Origin of the sequence: Selenomonas sp. F0473, assembly GCF_000315545.1 — a bacterium.
Taxonomy (GTDB): Bacteria; Bacillota; Negativicutes; order Selenomonadales; family Selenomonadaceae; genus Centipeda.
The window spans coordinates 986,940-1,013,092 of record NZ_JH992902.1 but is presented as its reverse complement, the minus strand read 5'-3'; the positions used below and the strand labels follow the sequence as shown (position 1 = coordinate 1,013,092).

Annotated in this window: 24 protein-coding genes and 1 riboswitch; of the genes, 18 read left to right on the top strand and 6 right to left on the bottom strand. The window is 58.9% G+C overall.

Annotation, left to right across the window (positions count from 1 at the left end):
• Window positions 1–4: 4 nt before the first annotated feature.
• The 5 genes from HMPREF9161_RS04655 to HMPREF9161_RS04635 all read right to left on the bottom strand — a co-directional run bounded on the left by HMPREF9161_RS04655 (window position 5) and on the right by HMPREF9161_RS04635 (window position 5,848).
• The gene (locus HMPREF9161_RS04655) at window positions 5–787 is read right to left on the bottom strand and encodes an ABC transporter ATP-binding protein (RefSeq protein WP_009728530.1); all 783 of its coding nucleotides are present in this window, start codon (window positions 785–787) and stop codon (window positions 5–7) included.
• A gap of 1 nt (window position 788) precedes the next feature.
• Window positions 789–1,844 (bottom strand): iron ABC transporter permease, encoded by a 1,056-nt coding sequence (locus HMPREF9161_RS04650; protein ID WP_009728529.1) that lies wholly within the window; start codon window positions 1,842–1,844, stop codon window positions 789–791.
• Window positions 1,845–1,849: 5 nt separating this feature from the next.
• Window positions 1,850–2,860, bottom strand: a complete 1,011-nt coding sequence (locus tag HMPREF9161_RS04645; protein ID WP_009728528.1) for an ABC transporter substrate-binding protein — start codon at window positions 2,858–2,860, stop codon at window positions 1,850–1,852.
• 87 nt (window positions 2,861–2,947) lie between these two features.
• A complete protein-coding gene (locus HMPREF9161_RS04640; RefSeq protein WP_009728527.1) occupies window positions 2,948–5,404 on the bottom strand; it encodes a TonB-dependent receptor domain-containing protein in 2,457 nt (818 codons plus the stop codon).
• A gap of 39 nt (window positions 5,405–5,443) precedes the next feature.
• Window positions 5,444–5,848 carry a hypothetical protein gene (locus tag HMPREF9161_RS04635; protein ID WP_009728526.1) on the bottom strand — a complete coding sequence of 135 codons (405 nt, stop codon included), beginning with the start codon at window positions 5,846–5,848 and terminating at the stop codon, window positions 5,444–5,446.
• 118 nt (window positions 5,849–5,966) lie between these two features.
• A riboswitch (cobalamin riboswitch) is annotated at window positions 5,967–6,150 on the bottom strand.
• A 219-nt stretch (window positions 6,151–6,369) separates the two neighbouring features.
• Between HMPREF9161_RS04635 and HMPREF9161_RS04630 the strand changes: the two genes are divergently transcribed.
• The 13 genes from HMPREF9161_RS04630 to HMPREF9161_RS04570 all read left to right on the top strand — a co-directional run bounded on the left by HMPREF9161_RS04630 (window position 6,370) and on the right by HMPREF9161_RS04570 (window position 20,660).
• Complete coding sequence (locus tag HMPREF9161_RS04630) at window positions 6,370–6,840, top strand: YhcH/YjgK/YiaL family protein (RefSeq protein WP_009728525.1); 471 nt, start codon at window positions 6,370–6,372, stop codon at window positions 6,838–6,840.
• A 123-nt stretch (window positions 6,841–6,963) separates the two neighbouring features.
• Window positions 6,964–9,627: a valine--tRNA ligase gene (locus HMPREF9161_RS04625; RefSeq protein ID WP_009728524.1), complete on the top strand. Its 2,664-nt coding sequence runs from the start codon at window positions 6,964–6,966 to the stop codon at window positions 9,625–9,627.
• A 9-nt stretch (window positions 9,628–9,636) separates the two neighbouring features.
• Window positions 9,637–10,938 carry a folylpolyglutamate synthase/dihydrofolate synthase family protein gene (locus HMPREF9161_RS04620; protein WP_009728523.1) on the top strand — a complete coding sequence of 434 codons (1,302 nt, stop codon included), beginning with the start codon at window positions 9,637–9,639 and terminating at the stop codon, window positions 10,936–10,938.
• Window positions 10,939–10,942: 4 nt separating this feature from the next.
• Window positions 10,943–12,289 (top strand): O-antigen ligase, encoded by a 1,347-nt coding sequence (locus HMPREF9161_RS04615; protein WP_009728522.1) that lies wholly within the window; start codon window positions 10,943–10,945, stop codon window positions 12,287–12,289.
• A gap of 2 nt (window positions 12,290–12,291) precedes the next feature.
• Window positions 12,292–12,963, top strand: coding sequence for a redox-sensing transcriptional repressor Rex (locus HMPREF9161_RS04610; RefSeq protein ID WP_009728521.1), 672 nt, complete (start codon window positions 12,292–12,294; stop codon window positions 12,961–12,963).
• A gap of 272 nt (window positions 12,964–13,235) precedes the next feature.
• On the top strand, window positions 13,236–14,732 hold the full coding sequence (locus HMPREF9161_RS04605; RefSeq protein WP_009728520.1) for an acetyl-CoA hydrolase/transferase family protein: 1,497 nt from the start codon (window positions 13,236–13,238) through the stop codon (window positions 14,730–14,732).
• 78 nt (window positions 14,733–14,810) lie between these two features.
• On the top strand, window positions 14,811–16,457 hold the full coding sequence (locus tag HMPREF9161_RS04600; protein WP_009728519.1) for a methylmalonyl-CoA mutase: 1,647 nt from the start codon (window positions 14,811–14,813) through the stop codon (window positions 16,455–16,457).
• Between the two features lie 37 nt (window positions 16,458–16,494).
• The gene (locus HMPREF9161_RS04595) at window positions 16,495–16,890 is read left to right on the top strand and encodes a cobalamin B12-binding domain-containing protein (RefSeq protein WP_009728518.1); all 396 of its coding nucleotides are present in this window, start codon (window positions 16,495–16,497) and stop codon (window positions 16,888–16,890) included.
• Window positions 16,891–16,986: 96 nt separating this feature from the next.
• Entirely contained in the window at window positions 16,987–17,925 is a 939-nt protein-coding gene (meaB, locus tag HMPREF9161_RS04590) for a methylmalonyl Co-A mutase-associated GTPase MeaB (protein ID WP_009728517.1), read from the top strand.
• Between the two features lie 62 nt (window positions 17,926–17,987).
• The gene (gene mce / locus HMPREF9161_RS04585) at window positions 17,988–18,404 is read left to right on the top strand and encodes a methylmalonyl-CoA epimerase (protein ID WP_009728516.1); all 417 of its coding nucleotides are present in this window, start codon (window positions 17,988–17,990) and stop codon (window positions 18,402–18,404) included.
• Between the two features lie 125 nt (window positions 18,405–18,529).
• Window positions 18,530–20,059, top strand: a complete 1,530-nt coding sequence (locus HMPREF9161_RS04580; RefSeq protein WP_009728515.1) for an acyl-CoA carboxylase subunit beta — start codon at window positions 18,530–18,532, stop codon at window positions 20,057–20,059.
• 17 nt (window positions 20,060–20,076) lie between these two features.
• Window positions 20,077–20,214, top strand: coding sequence for a hypothetical protein (locus HMPREF9161_RS09985; RefSeq protein ID WP_009728514.1), 138 nt, complete (start codon window positions 20,077–20,079; stop codon window positions 20,212–20,214).
• Window positions 20,215–20,267: 53 nt separating this feature from the next.
• Window positions 20,268–20,660: a biotin/lipoyl-containing protein gene (locus tag HMPREF9161_RS04570; protein WP_009728513.1), complete on the top strand. Its 393-nt coding sequence runs from the start codon at window positions 20,268–20,270 to the stop codon at window positions 20,658–20,660.
• Window position 20,661: 1 nt separating this feature from the next.
• Here the strand turns inward: HMPREF9161_RS04570 and HMPREF9161_RS09940 are convergent, their stop codons facing one another.
• Window positions 20,662–20,841 carry a hypothetical protein gene (locus tag HMPREF9161_RS09940; RefSeq protein WP_156804647.1) on the bottom strand — a complete coding sequence of 60 codons (180 nt, stop codon included), beginning with the start codon at window positions 20,839–20,841 and terminating at the stop codon, window positions 20,662–20,664.
• A gap of 203 nt (window positions 20,842–21,044) precedes the next feature.
• Here HMPREF9161_RS09940 and HMPREF9161_RS04565 point away from each other — a divergent pair, with 203 nt between their 5' ends.
• From HMPREF9161_RS04565 to wecB, 5 genes are all read left to right on the top strand, one after another.
• Window positions 21,045–22,145, top strand: coding sequence for an LptF/LptG family permease (locus HMPREF9161_RS04565; RefSeq protein ID WP_009728512.1), 1,101 nt, complete (start codon window positions 21,045–21,047; stop codon window positions 22,143–22,145).
• Window positions 22,146–22,220: 75 nt separating this feature from the next.
• On the top strand, window positions 22,221–23,390 hold the full coding sequence (locus tag HMPREF9161_RS04560) for a DUF3084 domain-containing protein (RefSeq protein WP_009728511.1): 1,170 nt from the start codon (window positions 22,221–22,223) through the stop codon (window positions 23,388–23,390).
• Window positions 23,387–23,815: a hypothetical protein gene (locus HMPREF9161_RS04555; RefSeq protein WP_009728510.1), complete on the top strand. Its 429-nt coding sequence runs from the start codon at window positions 23,387–23,389 to the stop codon at window positions 23,813–23,815. Before HMPREF9161_RS04560 ends, HMPREF9161_RS04555 begins: the two co-directional genes overlap by 4 nt.
• Window positions 23,816–23,884: 69 nt before the next feature.
• Window positions 23,885–24,934: a glycosyltransferase family 4 protein gene (locus HMPREF9161_RS04550; RefSeq protein WP_009728509.1), complete on the top strand. Its 1,050-nt coding sequence runs from the start codon at window positions 23,885–23,887 to the stop codon at window positions 24,932–24,934.
• Between the two features lie 34 nt (window positions 24,935–24,968).
• The gene (gene wecB, locus HMPREF9161_RS04545; RefSeq protein WP_009728508.1) at window positions 24,969–26,141 is read left to right on the top strand and encodes a non-hydrolyzing UDP-N-acetylglucosamine 2-epimerase; all 1,173 of its coding nucleotides are present in this window, start codon (window positions 24,969–24,971) and stop codon (window positions 26,139–26,141) included.
• Window positions 26,142–26,153 lie beyond the last annotated feature (12 nt).

Sequence of the window (26,153 nt, the reverse complement as noted above, 5' to 3'; positions counted from 1 at the left end):
CATTTTATTGATTTTTTCCATCATACTGCGGCAGATAGACGATATTCATTCGCCCCGTATCGGGATGGATACTGACGGTGGACTTCACTTCGTACAGATCGTAGATGAATTTTTCGGTGAGCAGCGCGCGCGGCGTGCCGAGGCCGACGACTTTGCCCTTTTTGATGGCGATGAGTCGGTCGCAGTAGAGCGCCGCGATGTTGAGGTCGTGGATCGCGGCGGCGACGGTGAGGCCGAGTCCCTTCACGATGTCCATAATCTGGAGCTGATATTTGATGTCCAGGTGATTCGTCGGCTCGTCGAGCACCATGCATTCCGTCTGCTGTGCGAGCGCCCGCGCGAGAATCACGCGCTGCTGCTCGCCGCCCGAGAGACTCGAGAAACTGCGCTCCTCGAACTCCGCCATGCCGACCACGCCGAGGGCTTTACGGGCGATTTCGTAGTCGCGGATATTGTCGCGCTCAAGGAGTTTCTTATGCGGGGAGCGCCCCATGAGCACGACGTCGAGCACGGGGAAGTCGAAACTGTAGAAATTGTGCTGGGCGACGACGGAGAGGCGCCGCGCCGACTCCTGATAGGAAAAATCGTCCAGCGGGCGCCCGTCAAAACTGATTGCCCCCTCGTCCGGATGCTGCACGCGGTAAATGCATTTGAGGAACATGCTCTTGCCGCTGCCGTTCGGGCCGATGATGCCGAGGAATTCCTTATCGTGCAGGCGGAAATCCACCCCTTTGAGAATCTCCTGCCTGCCGATGAAGAGTTTCACGGCCTCTGCGAGTATTTCCATATCAGTTGCCTCCAAATCCGTAAGTACGTTTCACCATGAGATAGATAAAGCAGGGCGCGCCGATCATCGAGATGAGGATGCCGATGGGCAGCTCCGTGCGCGGGATGATGATGCGGCACAGCCCGTCCGCGATAACGAGGAAGATGGCGCCGACGAGCGCCGTGACGGGGATGAGCTTCTTGTGGTCGGTGCCGATGAGCATGCGCACCACGTGGGGGACGACGAGCCCCACGAACCCAATCATGCCGGCGGCGTAGACGGCAAAGCCGACGATGAGCGCGCTGACGAGCAGATACGCCTGCCGGTAGCTGTGGAGGTCCGTGCCGAGCGTGATGGCGGATTCGTCGCCGAGCAGCATGAGGTTGAGGATACGGCTCTGCGTCCAAAAGAAGAGCACGGCGAGAACGACAATCCCCGCGATAATCGGCAGCGAATCCCAGCTTGCCCCCGCGAGACTCCCCATCATCCAATAGGCAATCGTCTGAATGCCTTCCTTGTTGTTCGCAAAATAGACGATGAAACTGGAAAAAGCGCTGCATACGGCGCTCAGCGCCATACCGCCGAGCAGGAGTTTCACCGCGTTTGCGCGCCCGCCGAGATTGGCGATAAAGAGCACGCCGAGCGAGACGGCGAACGCGCCGACGAATGCCGAGACACCGACCGCGTTCTCCCCGAACAGAGTGCCGACGCCCAGCAGGACGGCGGCCGTCGCGCCAAGCGACGCGCCCGAGGAGATGCCGAGAATGTAGGGGTCAGCGAGCGGATTCTTTACGATGGCCTGCATGATGACCCCGCAGACGGCAAGTCCCGCGCCGATGACGGCGGCGAGGAGGAGCCGCGGCAGGCGCAGCAGCCAAACGATGTCATGCACCGCCCCCTTGCCCGGAATGTCAATCGGCGTACCGCTCGTCAGCTGTGCGCCGACCGCCCCCCAGATAACATCAGGGGGCAGCTTTACTGTGCCGATGCTGAGCGCCCAAAAGAGCGCGGCTGCGAGGAGCGCGGCGAGGACGAGGCAGAGAAAGACATAGCCTGTTTTGCGGAAAAAGAGATGCATATAGATTACTCCTTATAGAGGTGGGGGTAAAGTCCCTGCGCAATGATCCGAATGCCGTCATACGTCCGCGTTCCCGCGCTGTAGACGGCATAGAGCGGCAGCGCGTCAATGCGCCGGTCACGTACGCAGGAGAGCCCCTGCAGCGCGGGATTATCGTAAAGCTGCGCTTTGATCTCCTCCGCGCGGTCGTAGTCCGACTCCACGACAACGAGGAAAATCGCGTCGGGATCCATCTCGATGAGCTGCTCGATGCTGAGATTCAGACCGTCGGCACCAAGATTCTCCGCGTTCAGACGATGCAGAATATCGCCGGCGAGAGAGTTTTCTCCGTAGGATCGGATATCCCGTCCCATCAGCTCGATGACGAGGGCGCGCGGCCGCCGCTCCGCATGCTGCGTTTGTTCCGTTACGAACGCGATTTCGCGGCGCATCTCCTTGACGATGGCGTCCGCCTCCTCCCTTCGGTCGAGCACGGCGCCGAGATTTAGAATGTCTTGACACTCGTCGTCAACGGTTTTTTGTATGCGTGCGCCGGAAGAGGAGGATGCGATGTAGGTGTGGATGCCGCGTGCATGCCAAAAATCCGTGCCGCGCAGTACCTTCGGCGAGAAGGTTGACGCCCAGCCGATGATGAGATCGGGCTCCATCATGAGGATGGTTTCGACGTCGAGATTTTCCAAACTCGTATAGGGGATACGGTCGTACAGATCCCGATATTCTGGTTTTAGATATTTCCGGTCGGGGATGCCCATCCCCGCGATGATGCGGTCGCCTGCACCGAGTGCAAGCGGCGTTTCAATCGAGTTCTGCCAGACCGCGACGATGCGCTGCGGCGGCGCATCGTAGACCTCTGTCTCCGGTTCGCCGTTCGCGTTGACGTTCTCGATCGTCACGGGATAGCGGTCGGAGGGCGCAGCCCCGCCAACGGCCTGTACCGCATCTTCGCCGACGCGGACGATCGGCATGCAGGCAGTGAGGAGTGCCGGTACAAGCAGTGCAAAAAAGATTTTTTTCATTTCATACCTCTGTATGAAAAGAGCGTAAAGTTTCTCGTATGAGGAGAACTTTACGCCCCTAGGCGCGGCGCGATGCATCCCGACGCGTTAGAAATTGTAGCGCGCGCCGATCATCCAACTGCGTCCCGGCATTGCCGCGCCGCCGATGCCCGTCCATGAATTGAACGACGTCTCGTAGCCTTGGTTTGTCAGATTGTTGATGACCATATACGCCGTCAAATCCTTTGTGACTTCGTAGTTGAGATTCCAGTCGAGGATGAGGAACCGGCTGCTTGTAAAGGCATTGCGGCTCGCCCCTGTATACCAGTTGGCAAGCAGCCCCGTATAAAGTCTGCCTTTTTCATAGGACAGATTTAAAGCATAGTGATTTGCCGGGCGCAGACGGTTGATCTGCGTATTGATATCATGTCCTCCTTGATATCCCCAGTTCGGATCGAGTATCCAGCCGGATTTTGCTGACCATTTGTCCAACATATGGGAGTAGGAGGCACTCATCGTTACATGTTTATTAAACTTGTGGTCAAAGGTTAGGTTAAAGGATTTTTTATCCTCACGCGCGTTGACCGCCGTACTGCTGAATTCTGTTCCGTCCCAGATGGGAAGTGTTGCGACGGCATTGCTCATGCGCGTCCAATCATAGTGAACTGCCGCTGATGTCCGCTCGGAGAATTCTTTTTGAACACCGATTGTCCATACATTCCCGCGTTCATCTTCAAGAGGCGTGTTGAAGACGCCGTTGACCTCCGTATAATCACCTTGGCGCAGCGGACGGTAAATCTTTGTCCAACCAAAATAAAGGCTGGTGGAGTAGTCGAATGTATACTGGAGATTGAGTGCGGGCGTGATGAGATGCGACTTTCCTTTGCCTTGTACAGCGTCGCCTGTCGTTGTTGATTCATAAGAAGAATAGTAGGAGTAGCGCAGGGCAGGCGTAATGTCAAACTTATCTGAGACATGAATCTTATCCTGCACATAGCCGAGAATCGAGCTGCGCGTTGTGTGCGATTGCCGAACCGTACCGTTGTTGCGGAGACTCTTGGAGAAGTTTTTGGCGCGATCATAGGTGAGACTTGCGATTACGTCATTTTTGCCAAGTGCCTTCGCATATTGAACTTGCACCCCGCGGTTCCGTTCCTCCTGCCAGCTTGTCGGTTCTTTTGCCGTACCGCCTGTTTTTGCAAGCCATTCTTTGACTCTGTTTTGATCCCCGCCCGGGAAGGGGGCGAGGTTTTCTCGAATCCACTCTTGCAGCTGCTCGTTCGTTGCGCCGTGCGGGAATGCTGCATGATATTCGTTTGCCAAATCGGTGGCGCTCTTATTTCCCAAACGCCACCGATAATAGTCTCTGTTGGCGTAACGATGGTTCTGATCGTAGAGCCGCACAAAGCTCTCCATACCATTCTCCTTATGGAACGTCCATGTCAGCTCCCAATCGTTGTTCTTAAATCTGCTGAAAGAGCGGTACACTTGCCCATCGAGCGCAAAGAGATTGCGGTAGCCGGGATTCCGCGTTGCTCCCGCGAGCGTCCGCTCCGGCTTCCAAATGTGATCATTTGGGTCGATCGCGCCCTTGATGGCATTGTTTGCATCAAGTTGACCAACGGCAGCGTTAAAAATGATTCGGTTCCAATCAGACTCGTTCCAATATTTTTGTGCAGGAGTTGCGATGGGATAGCCATCCTTGCCCTGCTTGAAGTTATACCAGAGTTTGAGGTTCTGTTTATCACCGAGCTTTTTGTCGAGACGGATATTCAGTGCGTCCTCTTTGAACTCTGATCCGCCGAGCGTGCCCGTGATGCCTGATTCGCCGTCTACAAATTTCGTATCGCCGCTCATATTACGGCTCGCAGTAAAGAAGTAGCGCAGGTCATGCGGAGAGAATGCATTGCCCGAGAGCGTGAGCGCATAGTTATGTTTATGCCACGCGCCAGTGGAAAGGTCAAGCGTTCCGCGTTGCTTTTCGCCGCCTTTGCGCGTGATGATGTTGATGACACCGCCCGTCGCATCAGGACCATAAACGGATGCGCCCGGGCCTTTGATGACCTCGATCTTATCCACGCTCTCGATACCGAGCATCTGATCGAGATTGACACCTGTCGACTTGGTGCCGGAGGTACTGGTATCTCCGACACGCGTACTTGTGAGATTGTCCACACGCCGTCCGTCGATGAGAATAATCACACGCGTATCCCCGTTGATCGAAATGCCGTTGTTGTAGAACTCGTAACCGTACTCGCCGCCGCGGTAGCCGGGATTCTGGAACGTGATGCCCGGGATGCGCTTGATCGCCTCGGTCAGATCAAGATAATGACGTTTTTCTATCTCCTCGCGTGTGATGACCTTGACATCGCCGCCCGTGCGATAGTAGGACTGCTCGGTGATCGTGTCGCCGAACTGATCCTTCGTGCGCTCGGCGCTGACGACGACATCATCCAGCGTATACTCGTTGAGATTCTCGTCATGCGCCGCGTAGACGGCGTCGTGCCCTCCGCCAATGGATATGAGTGCTATAGCGACGAGCGCGGACAGCTGTTTCTTCTTCATTTTAGATATTCCCCCATTCGACTTCATACACATATTTCCCTACCATTTTGCTCCATTGATGTATGAGAACTCGTAATTCTGCTCTGTTACCCATGTTTTCCAGCGGTCGTCGAACGAGCCGAAGTTGAATGTCAGCCGTTTCATCTCGCCCGCGGGCACCTTGCACATGGGAAGACGTTTCGGCGTACCGACGAATTGATGCGTCGTGCCGTCGTCGCGCGTGAACGTGATCTGCATGGTGAAGTTGTTCAGACCGGTGACCGTTACATCGTCGCGGCGGTTCTCAAAAATACCGGACGCACACAGCTCTCCGCCCGAGATCCACACCTTCGTCGTCGTCCATTCGAGCATCATCGGATCGTCCGAGACCTCCGCCGCATGTCCTCTGCCGGCGGGATACAGAACAAGCAGCAGAATCACAAGCAATATCCTGTAGAAACGCATCTTCGCACCTCCTCTCCGTAAAATTTTCCACAAAAAAACGGCGTTCTTCCCGCAGGAAAAAGCCGTCGAATCATTCAATGATCGAAGCGCGGCTCTCCTCCCCATCGCTCGTGGGTCCGGCGGCGGGCGTTAAACAGGCAGTTCTCCCGGCTCGGAATCATCACGCGGCTGCGCCTTCCCAAGGAGAACATCTCCCCAGTGACATCATGCAGCATTGCTCTTCCTTACGGTGGCGGGACCGCTCCGGCATCGCACCGGATTCCCTATTAAGTCCAAAGGACACCTGCTCCAATATGGATTTATAATTTCATAATGCGCGCTTATTCTATTATAGGGATGCGCGTTTGTCAAGACGAATGCGGCCGGAACAGACAATAGGAATATACAAAAATATAAAATTTACGACGGATGATTTTATCTTGCGCGAATACGCGCAATTCGCTACAATATGAGGAAAAAGAAGGCGAGATCTGTCGGGAGTGGCAGACTTTTCTATCATAATCATAAAGGGGTATCAAGATATGCAGACGGGACAACTCAAAGAGATGATGAAGGATAAGACGCTGCCCGCGCCGATGCAAAAGGCGCTGCAGGTGCTGCATCTGCGCGATATCGCGAATATGCCGGCGGGGCGCGTGGAGATTGCGGGCGATGATATGTATGCCGATGTGTTCGACGCGGTGACGCGGCGCTACGGCGATCAGCGCGCCGAGGCGCACGAGGAATACTACGATGTGCAGTACCTTGCGCGCGGGTCGGAGCGGCTGCATTATGCGCCCGCGGGTACGGCGGGGGAGGTCGCGGCGCGCATCCCCGAGCGCGATTTGGTCTTTTACCGCGGGACGCCCGACGCGGAGTTCATCGACGCCGTGCCGGGGACGGTGACGATATTTGCGCCCGGAGAGATTCATCGGCCGACGGTCGCGGCGGCGGAGCCGCAGGAGATTCGCAAGGCGGTCGTCAAGATACGCGCCGCGCTCATAACGGCGTAATCCTTGCAAAAAATACGGTTTTGTGCTACTCTTACGTAGTATTTCATACCAAAATAAACGACGATGTGCGGACGCCCTCGTCCCCTCGGGACGGGGGCGTCTTTTTCGGGAGGAACGAAATAGATGTCGGAAACGCAGGGCGCCAATATTCCGAAGAACTACGACCCCGCTTCGTTTGAGCGGAAATGGTACGCGTATTGGGAGGAAAATGGGTTTTTCCACCAAGAGGCGGACGAGAGCCGCGCGCCGTACAGCGTGGTCATTCCCCCGCCGAACGTGACGGGGCAGCTCCACATGGGGCATGCGCTTGACAATACGCTGCAGGATATTCTCGTGCGCTATCAGCGCATGCGCGGCAAGAACGTCGTCTGGGTGCCGGGCTGCGACCATGCGGGCATCGCGACGCAGGCAAAGGTGGAGGAATCGCTGCGTGCGGAGGGGACGACGCGGTTCGACCTCGGGCGCGAGAAATTCCTCGCGCGTGTGTGGGCGTGGAAGGAGCAGTACGGCGACCGCATCATGTACCAGCTGCGTATGCTCGGCTCGTCCTGCGACTGGGCGCGCGCGCGCTTTACGATGGACGAGGGCTGTTCACGCGCGGTGCGCGAGGCGTTCGTCAGCCTCTATGAGCAGGGACTCATCTATCAGGGGACGCGCATTACGAACTGGTGCCCGTCGTGCAGGACGGCAATCTCGGACATTGAGGTGAACCACGAGACGGAGGCGGGGCACCTCTGGCACCTGCGATATGCTATTGAGGGCACGGACGATTACGTCGAGATTGCGACGACGCGTCCCGAGACGATGTTCGGCGATACGGGCGTCGCGGTGCATCCGGATGATGCGCGCTACAAGCATCTCGTCGGCAAAACGCTCATCCTGCCCGTCGTGGGGCGGCGTATCCCGCTCTTTGCCGACGCCTACGTTGACCCCGCGTTCGGGACGGGCGCGGTGAAGGTGACGCCCGCGCACGATCCGAACGACTTTGAGATGGGGCTGCGGCACAATCTTGCGCAGATCGTCGTCATCGATACGGAAGGGAAGTTGACGGCGGAGGCAGGACATTACGAGGGCATGGATCGCTATGCCTGCCGCAAAGCGCTTGTCAAGGAGCTTGAGGAGATCGGCGCGCTCGTCTCGACTGAGGCACACGAGCACGCGGTGGGACATTGCTCGCGCTGCAGTACGACGATTGAGCCGCTCGTCTCAAAACAGTGGTTCGTCCGCATGGAGGCGCTCGCGCAGCCCGCGATTGCGGCGGTGCGGGACGGGCGCATCCGATTTGTGCCCGAGCGCTTTACGAAGATTTACGAAAACTGGCTGGAAAATATTCGCGACTGGTGCATCTCGCGCCAGCTTTGGTGGGGACACCGCATCCCCGCGTGGCACTGCGGCGACTGCGGCGAGACGAGCGTCTCGCGCACGGATTTGACGGCGTGCGCGCACTGCGGATCAACGCATATCCGGCAGGACGAGGATGTCCTTGACACGTGGTTCAGCTCGGGGCTTTGGCCGTTCGAGACGATGGGCTGGCCGGACGATACGAAAGACCTGCGTCATTTCTACCCGACGGCGGCACTCGTGACGGGCTACGACATCATCTTCTTTTGGGTCGCGCGCATGGTGATGATGGGGCTGCGGTTCGCCGGCGATGTGCCGTTCCGCGACGTCTTCATCCACGGGCTCGTGCGCGACAGCGAGGGGCGCAAGATGTCGAAGTCGCTCGGCAACGGCATCGACCCCGTCGAAGTCATCGAGAAATACGGCGCGGACACGCTCCGGTTCATGCTTATCACGGGCAACACGCCGGGCAACGACATGCGCTTTTACTGGGAGCGCGTGGAGGCGGCGCGCAATTTCGCCAATAAGATATGGAACGCCTCGCGCTACATGCTGATGAACTTCGAAGGGGCGGATGCCTCTTTCGTCCCGACGGCGGAGGACTATACGCTCGCCGACCGCTGGATTCTCTCGCGCTGTGCGGGGACGGAGCGCGACGTGACGGCGAACCTCGAGAAGTACGAGCTCGGCGAAGCGGGACGCATGATTTATGAGTTCCTCTGGAGCGAGTTCTGCGACTGGTACATCGAGCTGACGAAGGCGCGGCTTTACGATAAGGAAAATGCGCGTGCAAAGAATACGGCGCTCTATGTGCTGCGTACGGTGCTTGAGCGCACGCTGCGGCTCCTGCATCCCTTCATGCCGTTCCTCACGGAGGAGATTTGGCAAAAACTCCCGCATGCGGGCGAGAGTATCATGGTCGCGCCGTGGCCGGAGGGACACGCAGGCGACATCGATGATGCCGCAGAGCGCGATATGACCGCCGTCATGGAAGTCGTCAAGACCGTGCGCAATCTGCGCGCGGAGCTCGGCACGCCGCCGGGCAGGAAGAGCGAGCTCATCCTGAGGGTCGGTGACGGCACGCTGCAAGATGTCTTTGCGGCGCATGAGGATTATTTCTTTGCGCTTGCCTCCGCCTCGTCCGTGACCTTCCTCGCGGCGGATGCGCCCGACCCGGAGAACGCCGTGACGGGCGCGCTCGCGGGCGCTGCAGTCTATCTGCCGCTCGCGGGGCTCATTGACGTCCCGAAGGAGCGCGCGCGCCTTGAAAAGGAACACGCAAATCTCGAAAAGGAGATTGCGCGCCTGTCGGGGAAACTCGGGAACGAGGGCTTTACCTCCAAGGCACCCGCGCAGGTCGTCGCGGCGGAGCGCGAAAAACTCGCGGGCTATGAGGAAAAAATCGCGCTCATCAAGACCCGCCTCGCGGACCTTGCGAAACTCTGAGGCATATTGATGGACTATCAACAGTCACTCGCATATCTGGACGAACTGAATACATTCGGCATCCGTTTGGGGCTCTCCCGCATGGAGAACCTCTGCGCGCGCCTCGGCAATCCCGAGCGCGCCTATCAGACGATACACGTTGCGGGCACGAACGGCAAGGGCTCTGTCACGCAGATGCTGGACGCCGTCTACCGTGCCGCGGGGATTCGCTGCGGGCGCTATCTCTCGCCGCATCTCGTCGCCTATACGGAGCGCGTGAGCGTCGGCGGGGAGGATATCTCCGAGGAGCGTTTTGCCGCGCTCTTAACGCGCGTGCGTCGTGCGGCGGACGCGATGGTCGCGGACGGGCACGAACACCCGACGCAGTTCGAGGAGCTCACGGCGCTCGCGTTCCTCTATTTTGCCGAGGAAAAAGTGGAGGTTGCCGTCATTGAAACGGGGCTCGGCGGCCTGCTCGACTCGACGAATGTCATTGACCCCGTCCTCACGATCATCACGAACGTCGCGATGGACCACGCCGACCGCTGCGGCGGGACGCTCGCGGGCATCGCGGAACATAAGGCGGGCATCATCAAAGAGGGTGTGCCGCTCATCACGGCCGCATCGGGCGAACCGCTCGAGATTATCCTCGCGCGTGCGGAGGAAATGAACGCGGATGTTTTCGTCTACGGCGAGGATTTCTCGGGCGAGATGATCTTTCCCGCCGGGGGCGGGCAGAGCGTTGCGTTCCATTCCGTCGTTTGCCGGGAACCTGCGCCGTTCGATCTTGCGCTTGCGGGAACGTATCAGGCCGAGAACGCCGCGCTCGTCATCATGGCGGCGCAGCTTCTGGAGCGCGAGGATGCGCGCGTCACGGAGGCGGCCGTTCGAACGGCGCTGAGGACGGTGCGGCATCCCGCGCGGTTTGAACTCCTCTCGTGGGCGGCGGGTACCGCCGTCGTAGACGGCGCGCATAACCCTGCGGGCATGGCGGCGCTGCGGGCGGGGCTCGACGCGTATTTTCCGGAGGAGCGACGCGTTTTTTTGCTCGGAATTCTCAGGGACAAGGACATCGATACCATGCTTTCGCTGCTCCTGCGTCCCGGGGATGCGGTCGTCACCGCGCGTCCGAACTCCGACCGTGCGGCGGGGGCGGATGTCGTCGCGGCCGTCGCCGCCGCGATGGGGCTCGAGACGGTTGCCTGCGGCGATATGAGGGCTGCGCTCGTCGAGGCGGAGCGGCGCGCGCGCGACGGGCGCCTGCTTGTCGTCTGCGGATCGCTCTATCTCGTCGGCAGTGTGCGCAGACTGCTGCGCGCATCGGGGAGGTGAGGCGTTGGCAGAGGAGTATTTCAAGGCGCGGCGGCGCCTCTTGCGGCAGAGACGTTGGGGCGGGCGTATGGAGCGCGTCATGTACTGCGCCGTGCTCGCGGAGGCGTTCCTGATTCCCTTGGTGCCGCTCGCCGCCACGGCTGTGCTCCTTGTCGGATGTGCGGCGCTCTTTTTGCGTCTGCGCATCGATCGGGATTTTCACTTACGACGACTGCCGTATGATGCGCCGGCGCTTCTCTTTGTTGTCATCGGCCTGGCATCCGTCGTCGCGGCGCCCGACATCTCGTTCAGTTTCTACAATTTTTACCACCTCGTGCCGATTTATGCGCTGACCTATCTGCTTGCCGGACAGACCCTGCGCGAGACGCGCATGGTTCAGCACACCGTGCTCGCAATGGCGGGGGCGGCGGTCATCGTGATCCTTTACGGTTTCTATCAGTTCATTTTCGGCATCGACATTTCGGCGATGAAATGGGTGGACGGCGAATCGTTCCCCGAACTGTCGAAACGGGTTTTTTCCACATGGGAAAATCCGAACATTCTCGCGGGATATCTCGATATCGCCGTCTGTATGGCCGTGGGGCTTATGACGGGGCTGCGGGGCGTATGGCGTGTTCTCGCGGCCGTCGTTCTCGCCGCCGCGGCGGCCTGCCTCGGAATGACCTATGCGCGCGGGGCCTGTCTCGTTATTGCCCTCGTGCTCGCGGGCTACGGTGTGCTGCGCGACCGTCGTATTTTGGCGGGGCTTCTTCTTGTCGGTGCGGCGGTGCTCTTCTTTGATCCCGTATTGACGGACCGCCTGCTTTCGGTCTTTACGCGCATTGATACCTCGTCCGAGATGCGGCTCGCGTTCTGGGAGAGCACCGTTGCGATGATTCTCGACCATCCCTTCCTCGGCATCGGCTGGGGCATGTATTTCATGGTCTATCCCGACTATGACTTCTACTTGCAGGGCGCGCCCGTACAGATCGTACACGCGCACAACATGTACCTGAACTACGCGGCCGAGATCGGCATTCCGGGAGCACTTGCATTTTTGTGGTTCTTTTTCGGATCGCTTGTGCTGGCGTTCCGCGTGCCGCGCCGCACACCGCCGTGGGACATCGTGCTCGCCGTGCATGAGCAGGCGTGGAAAACGCTCGCGGATGTGCGGGAGGGCCTCTCCGCGTGGCGCAGGGACAAATTCATCGAGGGCGCTTCGCTCGGGTTGGGACTTGCTCTGTGTTCGGTCGCCCTCAACGGGATCACGGATCATTTGCTGTTTAATATTCCGTCCTCCATGCTGCTTTGGATGCTCGCCGCAATGACGGCGGCCGTGCACGCAATCGCGGGGGAGCGGAAGGAAGGATGAGTATGCAGGAAAGCAGTTCTATTTCTAAGGCGACGGTGGACAGACTTCCACGGTACTACCGCTGCCTGTGTCTGCTCTCGGACGAGGGCATTGAGATCGCGTCCTCGGAGGAACTCGGCAGGCGCATTGCCGTCAACCCGGAACAGATCCGCAAGGATCTCGCGTTCTTTGGACAGTTTGGGAAGAAGGGCGTCGGCTATTACGTTGCGGAGCTGCAGGAGAGTATCGGCGCCATTTTAGGGCTCGACCGCCACTGGAATATCGCCGTCGTCGGCATGGGCCATCTCGGTGTAGCGCTTGCAAACTATCAGGGGATCGCGCGGCTCGGTTTTCGTATCGCCGCGCTCTTTGACGTCAATCCCGTCGTTATCGGCACGCGGCTCGGCGAGCGGCGCGTCGAGGACATCGCGTATCTCTCGGAGATCGTGGCCGAGCGCGGCGTGCAGATCGGCGTCATCGCAGTGCCCGCGCCGCAGGCGCAGGACGTCGCCGACCGGCTCATTGCGGCGGGCATCCGCGGCATTTGGAATTTTGCGCCGGTGAAGTTGCAGGTGCCGGAGACCGTTCCCTTCGTCAGCGAAGACCTCTCCGTGGGGCTCAGCAGTCTCTCTTATTTTCTCACACATAGTGCGTGTGAAGATGATGAATTATCAGAGAAGAATAATAGAGAATAAAACTTACGTGCACTTTTTTTCACAAATCACAGAAAATGCCGTCAATACAATCTTGACGGTGTTTTTGTTTCGTGATATCCTATGAGGCAGATATAATTGGCATATGCTCTTATGATAACTTGTAGCTATTCAGGACGTTTACATTCCCTCTCCACGGAGATGTCAACCTCAGTGTTTTGAATGGCTATGGGCATCGTAACGCTGTGCCGGAGGTGTATCAGAAGAGCACACCGGCAAGAGAACTGATCGGTGTAGCAGAGGGAGGTTTTTCTATGATCGATATTTCCGATCGCGTACCTAAGTCCCTAGCGGACAGAATCGTGAGTGCGGAAGTAGCTGCCGAGTATTTCAAAGACGGCATGACCATCGGCGCCAGCGGCTTTACGCCGTCCGGCTATCCGAAAGCGGTGCCCCTCGCCATCGCGGAGCGCATGAAGAAGAGTCCGTTCAAGGTGAATATCTGGACGGGCGCTTCGACAGGTCCGGAACTGGACGGCACGCTCGCTGAGGCGAACGGCATCAAGCAGCGTCTGCCGTATCAGACAAACACGCCGCTGCGCAATCAGATCAACTCGGGTGTTGTCGACTACATCGATATGCACCTATCGGAGGTCGCGCAGCAGAGCCGTGAAGGCTTCCTCGGCAAAATTGACGTCGCGCTCGTTGAGGCTGTTGCGATCACTGCGGAGGGCATCATCCCCTCAACCTCGGTCGGCAATACCCCGTCCTATGTGCAGAGCGCGGATGTGGTCATCGTCGAGGTGAACACGAGTCAGCCGATGGAACTCGTCGGCATGCACGACATCTACATCCCTCTCGATCCGCCGAACCGTCTGCCGATCCCCATCACAAAGGCCGGCGACCGCATCGGCACGCACTTCATTCCGTGCCCGCTGGAGAAGATCAAGTACATCGTCCCCTGCGACATCACGGACAAGACGCGCGCGCTCGCGCCGCTCGACGACGCTTCGCGCAAGATGGGCGCGTTCACGGTCGAACTCCTCAAGAAGGAACTCGCCGCAGGGCGCATGCCCAAGGGACTGCTCCCGCTCCAGTCGGGCGTCGGCAACGTGGCGAACGCCGTTATCGCAGGTTTCGTCAACTCCGACTTCACCGACCTCGAGGTCTACACCGAAGTCATCCAGGACGGCATGTTCGACCTGGCGGATGCCGGCAAGCTGAAGTTCGCGTCCGGCACGGCGTTCTCACCCTCTCCGGAAGGTTTGCAGCGTTTCTACAAGGACATCGACAAGTACAAGAAGATCATGATGCTCCGCCCGCAGGAGATCTCGAACAACCCCGAGGTTGTCCGCCGTCTCGGCGTCATCGCGATGAACACCGCGATCGAGGTGGATATCTACGGCAACGTCAACTCCACCCACGTCACGGGCACGAAGATGATGAACGGCATCGGCGGCAGCGGCGATTTTGCGCGCAACGCCTACCTCACGATCTTCTACACGACGTCCGAGGCCAAAGGAGGCAAGATCTCATCGATCGTTCCGTTCTGCGCGCATATCGACCACGGCGCGCACGACGTCGACGTCGTCATCACGGAGCAGGGCGTTGCGGATCTCCGCGGCAAATGCCCGCGCGAGCGCGCGCTCGAGATCATCAACAACTGCGCGCATCCGGACTACCGTCCGATCCTGCTCGACTACTACAACCGTGCGCTCGCAGCAACCAAGGGCGCACAGACACCGCACCTGCTTGACGAGGCGCTTTCCTTCCATCAGCGCTTCTTGGCGACGGGGTCGATGCAGAAATAAAAACAGATAAAAAGTGCGGCAAAGCACTTTAGCGCACAAAGCGCAAAACTGAAAAGATTATAGGAGGTACAAATCCAAATGAGCAATGAGAAAATCCAGGCGGAGCTTGACCAGTACAATGCCAACGTAGAGAAGGCAACCGCAAAGTTCCCCGCGCGCCCGAACATTCCGGCGCAGGGGCTTTACACTCCGCTTGACATCAAGGAGACGGATTACGCGGAGGATCTTAGCTTCCCCGGCGTTTATCCCTATACCCGCGGCGTTCAGCCGACGATGTACCGCGGCCGTTTCTGGACCATGCGTATGTACGCGGGCTTCTCTACGGCGGAGGAATCCAACAAGCGGTATCGTTACCTCATCGAGAGCGGCGCAACGGGCCTTTCCTGCGCGTTTGACCTCCCGACGCAGATCGGCTACGATTCCACGGATACCATCGCTGAGGGCGAGGTCGGTAAGGTCGGCGTTGCAATTGATTCGCTCGCCGATATGGAGATCCTCTTCGATCAGATCGACCTCGGCAAGGTTTCAACATCCATGACGATCAACGCGCCGGCGTCCGTTCTTCTCGCAATGTATATTGCCGTTGCAGAGAAACAGGGCGTCTCCGCGGACAAGCTCAAAGGGACCATTCAGAACGATATTCTGAAAGAGTATGCGGCGCGCGGCACCTATATTTTCCCGCCGCGTCCGTCCATGCGTCTCATCACGAACATTTTTGAATATTGCTCCAAGAACGTGCCGAACTGGAATACCATTTCCATCTCCGGCTACCACATCCGCGAGGCGGGTTCCACCGCATCGCAGGAAATTGCATTCACCATTGCGGACGGCATCGCCTACGTTGAAGCCGCCATCAAGGCGGGGCTCAGCGTCGACGACTTTGCGGGACGTCTCTCCTTCTTCTGGAACGCCCACAACAACGTGCTCGAAGAAGTTGCGAAATTCCGTGCCTCCCGCCGCGTCTGGGCAAAGGTTATGAAAGAGCGTTTCCATGCGCAGAAACCCAAGTCCATGATGCTCCGCGTTCACACACAGACGGCCGGCTCTATGCTGACCGCGCAGCAGCCGAACAACAACATCGTCCGTGTCGCGCTCCAGACCGCAGCCGCGGTTATGGGCGGCACGCAGTCGCTGCACACGAACTCCCGCGACGAGGCGCTCGCGCTTCCGACGGAGGAATCGGTTATGGTCGCGCTCCGCACGCAGCAGATCGTTGCGTATGAAAGCGGACTTGCCGACGTTATCGATCCGCTCGCAGGCTCCTACTATGTGGAGGCTATGACGAACCGCATCGAGGCCGAGGCATGGGAATACATCAAGAAGATTGATGATATCGGCGGCGCCGTCACGGCGATTGAGAAGGGCTACATCCAGAAGGAAATTCAGGACAGCGCCTACAAGTGGCAGATGGATGTCGAGTCAGGCGCGCGCGTCATCGTCGGTGTCAATAAATTCCAGGTGGAAGAGGAAGCTCCGAAGAACCTGCTCAAGGTTGACGCTTCCGTCGGTGAGAAACAGAAGGCCAAGGTTGAGGCCATGAAGGCAAAGCGTGACAACGCTGCGGTTCAGGCCGCCCTCGGCGATCTGAAGAAAGCCTGTGCGGACGAGAACGAAAATCTCATGCCCCATATCCTCGCAGCGGTCAAGACCTACGCGACCCTCGGCGAGATCTGCGGCGTGATGCGTGAAGTCTTCGGCGAGTACGAAGCGCACGTCAACCTGTAATGAATTGGTGAATGCAAGGTTCAGGAGGAATATAAAAATGTCAGAGAAAATCAGAGTACTCGTTGCGAAACCGGGACTTGACGGGCATGACCGCGGCGCGAAGGTCGTCGCACGCGCACTGCGCGACGCAGGATTTGAGGTCGTTTACACAGGCCTTCGTCAGACGCCCGAGGAGATCGCGGAAGCGGCTCTGCAGGAAGACGTCAACGTCATCGCGATGAGCATCCTCTCGGGTGCGCATCCGCATCTTTTCCCGAAGGTCGTGGATCTCGTCCGCAGCAAGGGCATGAACGATGTTTTGATCATCGGCGGCGGCGTGATCCCCGAGGGCGACATTCCCGCGCTCAAACAGGCGGGCGTCGCCGAAGTCTTTACACCCGGAACACCGACCAGCGCGATTGTTGATTTCATTAAGACACATGTAAAAGCGTAACGACGCATTTTTAGAAAGGTGGATGGCAGCGGAACTCTTCACTGCCATCCACCTGACATGTTTTGATGGAAGACACAGCGCGCAGGAGGTGGGCATATGGATATAGCCGCCGAGGTATTGCGCGGAAATCGCCTCGCCCTCTCACGCGCCATTACGGCGATTGAGAATGAACGCGAAAACGCGACCGATATCATGAAGGCCCTTTATCCCCATACGGGACACGCCTATGTCCTCGGTATTACGGGACCCCCCGGTGCGGGTAAAAGCACCATGACGGATAAGATTGCCAAGGCATACCGCAAACGCGGAAAAACCGTCGGCATCATCGCCGTCGACCCCACGAGCCCCTTTTCCGGCGGCGCCATACTGGGCGACCGCATCCGTATGAACGACCTGACGCTCGACGAGGGCGTATTTATCCGCAGCATGGGAACGCGCGGCAGCCTTGGAGGCCTGTCGCACAAGACTGCTGACGCGGTAAAGGTCATGGATGCGTTCGGCAAAGACATCATCTTTGTCGAGACCGTCGGTGTCGGGCAGTCCGAGGTGGATATCGTGCGGGCGGCGGACACCACAATGGTCGTTCTGATCCCGGGCATGGGCGACGACATTCAGGCCATCAAGGCCGGCATCTTGGAGATCGGCGACGTCTTTGCCATCAACAAGTCCGATCTTGACGGTGCGGATAAACTCGTCCGCGAGATCAATATGATGCTGGATCTCGACGATAATATGTCAGACTGGCGGCCGCCGATCCGCAAAGTCATTGCCAACCGCAATGAGGGTATTGAGGATCTGGTGGACACGCTTGAAGAACACCGCGCCCACATCGAAGGGAACGGCGTCCTCGCCGAGCGGCGCACACGCCGCACACGCGACGAGATGCTGGACATCCTGCATGCGGGTGTCGGACGTCACATTGAAAACCGTATCGTCAATACCGGACGATTGGATGGATATGTGACACAGATCAAGGCGCATGAGACCGACCCCTACACCGTAGTGGGCGATGTCATGGCCGAAATGTTGTCATAAGGAAACTCCAAACGGAGCGGAGACGCACGGATGGAAGCTTCCTTGGATGAGGAGGATTAACTATGTTCAAGGTTCTGGGAATCGATCACATCGGCGTCGCCGTGAAAGATCTCGAAGAGGGCAAGTCGTTCTGGTCGGATATCATCGGCATCCCCTGCACGAATCAGGAGACGGTCGCAGAGCAGAAGGTCACGACGACGTTCCATCCGACCCCCAACGGCAGCGAAGTTGAGCTGCTGATCGGCACGGCGCCGGACAGCCCCATCACGAAGTACATCGAACGCAGCGGCGAGGGCATCCAGCATGTCGCGCTGCGCGTCGACAACATTGAGAACGCGATTGCCGACCTTATGGCCAAGGGCGTCCGCATGATCGACGAGAAACCCCGCATCGGCGCGGGCGGCGCGAAGATCGCGTTCCTTCATCCGAAGTCGACCAAGGGCGTTCTCCTTGAAATCTGCGAGCATGAGGATCGCTAAGCGCTGAGTTCCTCAGCGCTGAGATTTGGCTCCGTTACCATCCGTTTGGGCGACTCCCCGGCAGGGCGCGACTCATCCCCGTCGTCCGGCCGTAGATTCCACATATAAACTTCAGGAGGGATATGATGTCCACAGTCCAGGAAAAAATTGATGAGATGCTCAAGAAGAAAGAGCATATCATGCAGGGCGGCGGCGAAAAGAGCATCGAGAAGCAGCACGCCAAAGGCAAGCTGACGGCGCGCGAACGCCTCAACCTGCTCTTCGACGAGAGCAGTTTCGTCGAGCTCGACCTGTTCGTAAAGCATCGCTGCACGAACTTCGGACAGGAAGAGAAAGAACTGCCCGGCGAAGGCGTCGTCACGGGCTACGGCACCGTCAACGGCCGTCTCGTCTACGCGTTCGCACAGGACTTTACCGTTGAGGGCGGCTCGCTCGGCGAAAAGCATGCGCACAAAATTTGGAAGGTCATGGATCTCGCGATGAAGATGGGCGCACCGTGCGTCGGCATCAACGATTCCGGCGGCGCGCGTATTCAGGAGGCGGTCGACGCACTCTCCGGCTACGGCGGCATCTTCTACCGCAACACGAAGGCTTCGGGCGTTATCCCGCAGATCTCCGTCATCATGGGACCCTGCGCGGGCGGTGCGGTTTACAGCCCGGCGCTCACGGACTTCATCTACATGGTGAAGAATACGAGCCAGATGTTCATCACGGGGCCGGCCGTTATCAAGTCCGTCACGGCGGAAGAGGTCACGGCCGAGGAACTCGGCGGCGCGATGACGCACAACAGCCGTTCCGGCGTTGCGCATTTCGCGACGGAGAACGACGAGGACTGCATCGAGCAGATCCGCTATCTCCTCTCCTTCCTCCCGAGCAACAATATGGAAGAGACCCCGCGCGTCGATACGGGCGACGATCCGGATCGTCAAGACGAGTCGCTCAACACCGTTGTGCCGGACAACCCGAACGCGCCGTACGATATGAAGGACGTCATCCGCAGCATCGTCGACAACGGCGAGTTCTACGAAGTGCACGAGCACTATGCGAAGAACATCATCTGCTGCTTCGCACGTTTCGACGGCCGCGCGGTCGGCATCATCGCCAACGAGCCGAACGTCATGGCAGGCTGCCTCGACGTTGACGCGTCCTGCAAATCCTCGCGTTTCATCCGCTTCTGCGACGCGTTCAACATTCCGCTCGTCAACCTCGTCGACGTTCCGGGCTTCCTCCCGGGCGTCAACCAGGAGTACAACGGCATCATCCGCCATGGTGCGAAGATGCTCTACGCATACAGCGAAGCGACTGTGCCGAAGGTCACGGTCATCACGCGCAAGGCATACGGCGGTTCCTACATCGCAATGTGCAACCGTGAACTCGGCGCGGATCAGGTCATGGCATGGCCGACTTCCGAGATCGCCGTTATGGGACCCGCGGGCGCCGCAAACATTATCTTCCGCAAAGATCCGGATAAGGATGCGCGCACGGCAGAGTACATCAAGGAATTTGCAACGCCGTACAAAGCGGCGGAGCGCGGCTATGTCGATATGGTTATCACACCGAGCGAGACGCGCCCGTATATCATCACCGCGCTCAACGCGCTTGCAAGCAAGCGTGAAGCCAACCCGACGAAGAAGCACGGGAACATTCCGCTTTAATCCTTAGGAGGGAGAGCATGGCTACGAGCAGCGTTGCACCCGAGATTGTCGCCGCTATTACCGCCGCCGTTCAAACGGCGATGGGCAGCAAGGTCGTCGCTGTCAGCATTAAGCCGGCAGAGATCTGGACGATTGCAAATCGCAGCAGTATCTGAGGAATCCCATTCAAACCGGGGTCTCCGGAATAAACACGTTGGAGGAATCACACATGAAAAAGTTCAACATCACTGTCAACGGCACCGCCTATGACGTAGAGGTCGAAGAAGTACGCGGCGGCGCAGCTGCGGCACCGCGTGCGGCCGCACCCGCTCCGAAAGCGGCTCCCGCACCTGCGGCAGCGCCCGCGCCGAAGGCCGCCCCCGCGCCGGCAGCGGCTCCCGCAGGCGGCGCAGGCATGATCTCCGCGCCGATGCCGGGCAAGATCATCGACGTGAAGGTCTCGGTCGGTCAGGCGGTCAAGGCCGGCGACACGCTCCTCATTCTCGAGGCGATGAAGATGCAGAACGAAATCCCCGCAGTCAGCGACGGTACGGTCAAGTCGATCAACGTCAGCGCCGGTCAGTCCGTCAAGGCGGGCGACCCCATGATCGAAGTCGGCTAATTTATCGGTTGCTCCTTGCAAAGGACGCTGCACAAAATTGTGCGGCGTCCTTTTTATAGAAAGATATTGATAAATCCAATGGAAGAAATTTAGGAAATTGAAAGAAATGGCGCAGGGAGGCGGAAAAAGAACGAAGATGTTTTTCGGCATTAAGAGAGAATAGATAGACGATGCCAATCATAGAGGAACTCCTACGCATGGAAGGGATTGATACTCTTAACTTAACATATAGGGGCTTCCGTTTCTTCTTCTGAAATATTTCTATCGCAATCCCGCGACGGATCGCGTACCTGTCTTTTGTATCCTTGTCAACAGTGTGGGAAAATGATAAAATAAAGTCTATATGACCAAAAGTTTTGGAAATGATCGGAGGGCACATCCGGCATGCGTCTGAAAATCCGGATTCTCGACAAATACATTTTTCGTGAGGTCTTTATTTCGTTTCTCTTTGCCATCTGTGCGTTTTCGGCGGTGTTCATCGGTTCGGGGACGCTCTTTCGCATCGCCCAGTACATCACGGACTACGGCGCGTCGCTGCCCTCGGTCATCAAGATCTTTGTGTTCAGTCTGCCGGGGGTCGTCATGTGGACGTTCCCGATGTCCATGCTGCTCGCGAGCCTCCTGACGTTTGGGAAACTCTCTTCGGCGAGTGAGATCACGGCGATGAAGTCGTGCGGCATCAATTTTACACGCATCGCGGCGCCCGCCGTTCTGCTCGGTTTTATGGTCAGCGTGGGCGCGATTCTCTTCAACGAGCATGTCGTGCCGCGCGCAAATACGGCCTATCGTAATGTCATTTACTATGAGATCGAGGGCAACTCCGGCATGAAATCGCAGGAGCATGTCATCATCAAGGAGATCACGGACGGGCAGATTCGCCGGCTTGTCTACGCGCGCGCCTACGATGCGGAGCAGCAGCGCCTCACGGGGATCAGCCTGCAGGTATTCGGCGACGACGGCAAAGTGACGCATGTCGAGAACGCGGAGTATGCGGAGTGGACGGGCAAAGAGTGGATCATGCACCGGGGAGAAGTCTACGATATCACGGACGAGCGCATGGAGCGCCGTATGCGGTTTGAGACGCAGGTGCTGCCCGTACAAAAGGATCCGCGTCAGATCATCCGCGAGCAGAAGGCGCCCGAGGAGATGACGATGCGGGAACTCCGCCGTCAGATCGCCCTCATGCAGACGCAGTATGTCAACACGAACAAACTCGAGGCGGAGCTCTACCAGCGCATCTCCGTGCCGATGGCGAGCCTCATCTTCACGCTGATTGGCGTGCCGCTCGGCCTGCAGCCGACGCGCAATTCTTCGTCGGCCGGGTTCGCGATGAGCGTGATCATCATCTTTTTCTACTACGCGCTCATGACGATGGGCAACGCGTTCGCGCGCGGCGGCGTCCTGCCGCCGATGCTGGCGGTATGGATTCCGAATATCGTCGGCATCGTCGCGGGGGCGGTCCTTTTCAAGAGAGCGTCGCGCTGAGCGTTTTGCGTTGTTGTAAATGAGGCGGGGCAGCCGACGCCGCGCCGGATGATTCGATGTAATTAAGGTGACTCTATGTACGGTATTACGCTCATTCTCGTGCTCGCCGTTGTGGGCGGGGTGATCGCCTTCATCGGCGACCGCCTCGGCACGCGCATCGGCAAGCGCCGTCTCTCCATCTTCGGTCTGCGCCCGCGCCATACCGCCGTCGTCGTGACGGTGTTTACGGGCATTTTCATCACGACGGTAACGTTCGGCGTGATGGCGGCGGTCTCGGAGAACGTGCGGACGGCGCTCTTTGGCATGGAGCAGCTGAACAGGCTCATTGCGGAAACCCAGGCGGCGCTCGACAGTACGGCGGCGGCACTCGCGCAGGCGCAGACGGATCAGGAACGAGCGAGCGGCGAGCTGAAGAAGTCGGAGGATGAGATCGCGCGGCTCGAAGGGGAGCGGCAGGGGCTCGCCGCCGAGTCCGACCGCCTGTCCGCGGGCAACCGCCGGCTGATGATGGAAAAGGAAGGTCTCATTTCGATCAATGGAAAGCTCATGGGAGAAAACGAGAACCTGCTTGCCGACATTAAGGATCTGGGCATCCGTGCGAACGTGCTGCGGCAGAATATCGTGAATCTGCGCGAGGGAAACATCACCTATCAGGCGGGCGAGATCATCGCGAGCGGCGTCATCCCGGCGGGGCTGAGTCACGATGAGATCGAACGCGGCATGGCGGGGATCGCGCAGCTCGGCACGCGCAATATTTCGGCGCGGCTTGGAGAGAACCGTACGGATCAGGATATCTGGATCTATCAGCCGGAGTACGATGCGGCCGTGCGCGCCATCGAGTCGAGCCGCACGGATATGATCGTCCGCATTGTGGCGGCGGGAAATCTCGTGCGCGGCGACGAGATCCGCGCCTCGATCGAACTCTATCCGAACAGTACGATCTACCGGGACGGCGAGCTGATCACCGCGCGCGTCTACGGGCCGGAGATGCTCGGCGCGGCGGCGGAGCAGACGGTGATGACGTTCCTGCATGACGTCAATGAGGAGGCGGCGGCGAAGGGAATTCTACCGGATCCGATCCGCGGAACGGTCGGTGTGATCGAGGGCGCGGAGTTCTACGGACTGGTGCAGGAACTTGCCGGGCACAGCGCGCCGGTCGTCGTCTCGGCATACGCCGCGGGCGATACGGATGCGATGGGACCGCTGCGCCTCACCTTTAAGATCGAAAACGAGACGGCACAGTGAACGCCGTGCTTGCGATTGACCCCGGACGGGATAAATGCGGCGTGGCCGTTCTCTCGGCCGCGGGGGAGATCCTCTTTCAAGAGATCGTTGCGACGAAAGACCTCGAAGCATGCGTTTTGACATTGATGCGGGCGCATAGACCGCGGATCATCATGGGAAACGGTACGACGAGCGCGGCGGCAAAAGCCCGCATCGAGGCGGCCGCGGGGCCGGACGCCGTGGCGCTCGTCGACGAATACCGCACGACGGAGGAGGCCAAAGAGCTCTACCGGCAGACCCATCCGCCCCGCGGCTGGCGACGGCTCGTACCGCGCGGCATGCTGACGCCTCCCGTGCCGGTGGACGACTTCGTCGCGGTCATCCTCGCCCGGCGCTTTTTGAAGGGGCGTCATAGAATCCCGCGCGGAGGAATCCCCCGAGATTGACAGCGGCCGCGCTCTGCGGTAAGATGAATGGAATTATACCCTACTTCTTTGTAAGGAGAGCAAGACTACATGCCCGATTATGTCCTAGCATTTTTGATAGCGCTCGGCGTGGCGCTCTTTTTGATGCCCGCCGTCATTGCCTTTGCGCGGCGGACGGGGGCGCTCGATACGCCCGATGCGCGTAAGGTGCACGTACGCCCCGTCCCGCGCATCGGCGGTATCGGCATATACGCGGCCTTTATGGTCTCCATTCTGGCACAGTTAACGGTTTCCGATCTCCCGCCGGAGCTCATGACGAGCCTTGTGGGGCTGATTGTCGGCGGTACGATCATCGTCGTCATCGGAATCGTCGACGATTACTGCGATCTGCCGGCGAAGGTAAAACTCCTCGGACAGATTTTTGCGGCCTGCGTGCTTGTCATCGGATTTGACGTGCGCATCGATGTGATCACCGATCCGTTCGGCGACTATATTTATCTCGAATTCCTCGCGATTCCCGCGACGATCTTTTGGGTGGTCGGGCTGACCAATACGGTGAATCTCATCGACGGTCTCGACGGCCTCGCCGCAGGGGTCTCCTCGATTGCGGCGATCACGATCTCCCTCGTTGCAATGGAGGAGGGAATCCCCGTTGTGGCGATGGTCACGGCGGCGCTTGCGGGCGCGGCGCTCGGTTTCCTGTACTACAATTTCAATCCCGCGCGTATCTTTATGGGCGATACGGGGAGCATGTTCCTCGGTTTTATGCTGGCGGGCATCTCCGTCATCGGCGCCGTGAAGAGCGCGGCGACGATTGCGCTCATCGTTCCGATTCTCGCGCTGGGGCTGCCGATTCTCGATACGACGTTCGCCATCGTGCGGCGCGCGCGGAATCATCGGCCGATCTTTAAGCCGGACAAGGGGCACCTCCATCACCGTTTGCTCGCACACGGGTTTACGCAGAAACAGGCGGTGCTCCTCATGTATGTTGTGAGCGCGCTCTTCGGGCTGTGCGCGCTCGCGCTCACGGCGGTCAGCATGCAGGCGGCGCTGCTGATCATCCTCATCGTCGCGGCGGCGGTATTCTTCGGCGCGCGCAAGCTGGGCATCCTCCAACTCGATATGCCGCAGCAAAAATAATCCTATCGTGAATCCAGAGAGGAGCAAGAGCAGCATGATCGGCAAAATCAAAGTCATGTCGATTTTTGGCACGCGTCCCGAGGCGATCAAGATGGCGCCCGTCGTTATGGAGCTGATGCGCCATACGGATGAGATCGAGACGCGGACGCTTGTGACGGCGCAGCACCGCGAGATGCTCGATCAGGTCCTGCGCCTCTTCCGGATTGTTCCCGACTATGATCTCAATATTATGGCGGCGGGGCAGACGCTCTTCGATATTACGACGCGCGCGCTGCTCGGCATCAACGAGGTGTTCCAAAAAGAACGCCCGGATCTCGTGCTTGTGCACGGCGATACGACGACGACCTTTGCGGGAGCGCTCGCCGCATATTATCACCAGATTCCCGTCGGGCACGTGGAAGCGGGGCTGCGGACGCACGACATCTACTCGCCGTTCCCGGAGGAGATGAACCGCCGGCTGACGGGCGGCATTGCGACGCTCCATTTCGCCCCCACGGAGACGGCGCATGACAACCTTGCCGCGGAGGGGGTTCCGGAGCGCCGCATCTTCGTCACGGGCAATACGGTCATCGACGCGCTGCATCATACGGTCAGGCCGGACTATGTGCTGCCGGCGGAACTTTCAAAGGTGGATTTTGCAAACCGCCGCGTACTCCTCGTTACGACCCATCGCCGTGAGAATCTCGGCGAACCGATGCGGCATGTCTACCGCGCAATCCACAGTATCGTTGACGAGCTCGCGGATGTGGAGGTTATTTTTCCCGTACACCGCAATCCAAAGGTTCGCGAGATCGTGCGGGAAGAGCTAGGCCATCTCCCGCGCGTCTATCTCGTCGATCCGCTCGAATACGAACCGTTCGCCAACCTCATGGCGCGCGTGGACATCGTGCTCACGGATTCGGGCGGTATTCAGGAGGAGGCGCCCGCACTCGGAAAACCGGTGCTTGTTCTGCGCGATACGACGGAGCGTCCGGAGGCTGTTGCGGCGGGAACGGTGCATCTCGTCGGCACGGATGAGGAACGTGTCTACCGGGAGACGATGCGGCTCCTCACCGAGCCCACGGCGTATACGCGGATGGCGGAGGCGGTCAATCCTTATGGCGACGGCAAGGCCGCGGAGCGCATCATTGAGGCGATCCTCTATCATGCGGGACATCGCCATGCGCCGCCCGAGCCGTTCCGCAGCGAGGCCTGCGCGGAACACTGAAAGGGGCGGAAC

Bases quoted from the DNA above. Each gene is read 5' to 3' on its own strand.
- HMPREF9161_RS04640 (WP_009728527.1), bottom strand. From the start codon at position 5,404: ATGAAGAAGAAACAGCTGTCCGCGCTCGTCGCTATAGCACTCATATCC.
- HMPREF9161_RS04580 (WP_009728515.1), top strand. From the start codon at position 18,530: ATGTCCACAGTCCAGGAAAAAATTGATGAGATGCTCAAGAAGAAAGAG.
- HMPREF9161_RS04565 (WP_009728512.1), top strand. From the start codon at position 21,045: ATGCGTCTGAAAATCCGGATTCTCGACAAATACATTTTTCGTGAGGTC.
- HMPREF9161_RS04635 (WP_009728526.1), bottom strand. From the start codon at position 5,848: ATGCGTTTCTACAGGATATTGCTTGTGATTCTGCTGCTTGTTCTGTAT.
- HMPREF9161_RS04570 (WP_009728513.1), top strand. From the start codon at position 20,268: ATGAAAAAGTTCAACATCACTGTCAACGGCACCGCCTATGACGTAGAG.
- HMPREF9161_RS09985 (WP_009728514.1), top strand. From the start codon at position 20,077: ATGGCTACGAGCAGCGTTGCACCCGAGATTGTCGCCGCTATTACCGCC.
- HMPREF9161_RS04655 (WP_009728530.1), bottom strand. From the start codon at position 787: ATGGAAATACTCGCAGAGGCCGTGAAACTCTTCATCGGCAGGCAGGAG.
- meaB (WP_009728517.1), top strand. From the start codon at position 16,987: ATGGATATAGCCGCCGAGGTATTGCGCGGAAATCGCCTCGCCCTCTCA.
- mce (WP_009728516.1), top strand. From the start codon at position 17,988: ATGTTCAAGGTTCTGGGAATCGATCACATCGGCGTCGCCGTGAAAGAT.
- HMPREF9161_RS04550 (WP_009728509.1), top strand. From the start codon at position 23,885: ATGCCCGATTATGTCCTAGCATTTTTGATAGCGCTCGGCGTGGCGCTC.
- HMPREF9161_RS04600 (WP_009728519.1), top strand. From the start codon at position 14,811: ATGAGCAATGAGAAAATCCAGGCGGAGCTTGACCAGTACAATGCCAAC.
- HMPREF9161_RS04645 (WP_009728528.1), bottom strand. From the start codon at position 2,860: ATGAAAAAAATCTTTTTTGCACTGCTTGTACCGGCACTCCTCACTGCC.
- HMPREF9161_RS04650 (WP_009728529.1), bottom strand. From the start codon at position 1,844: ATGCATCTCTTTTTCCGCAAAACAGGCTATGTCTTTCTCTGCCTCGTC.
- HMPREF9161_RS04605 (WP_009728520.1), top strand. From the start codon at position 13,236: ATGATCGATATTTCCGATCGCGTACCTAAGTCCCTAGCGGACAGAATC.
- HMPREF9161_RS04625 (WP_009728524.1), top strand. From the start codon at position 6,964: ATGTCGGAAACGCAGGGCGCCAATATTCCGAAGAACTACGACCCCGCT.
- HMPREF9161_RS04560 (WP_009728511.1), top strand. From the start codon at position 22,221: ATGTACGGTATTACGCTCATTCTCGTGCTCGCCGTTGTGGGCGGGGTG.
- HMPREF9161_RS09940 (WP_156804647.1), bottom strand. From the start codon at position 20,841: ATGATTGGCATCGTCTATCTATTCTCTCTTAATGCCGAAAAACATCTT.
- HMPREF9161_RS04610 (WP_009728521.1), top strand. From the start codon at position 12,292: ATGCAGGAAAGCAGTTCTATTTCTAAGGCGACGGTGGACAGACTTCCA.
- wecB (WP_009728508.1), top strand. From the start codon at position 24,969: ATGATCGGCAAAATCAAAGTCATGTCGATTTTTGGCACGCGTCCCGAG.
- HMPREF9161_RS04620 (WP_009728523.1), top strand. From the start codon at position 9,637: ATGGACTATCAACAGTCACTCGCATATCTGGACGAACTGAATACATTC.
- HMPREF9161_RS04595 (WP_009728518.1), top strand. From the start codon at position 16,495: ATGTCAGAGAAAATCAGAGTACTCGTTGCGAAACCGGGACTTGACGGG.
- HMPREF9161_RS04630 (WP_009728525.1), top strand. From the start codon at position 6,370: ATGCAGACGGGACAACTCAAAGAGATGATGAAGGATAAGACGCTGCCC.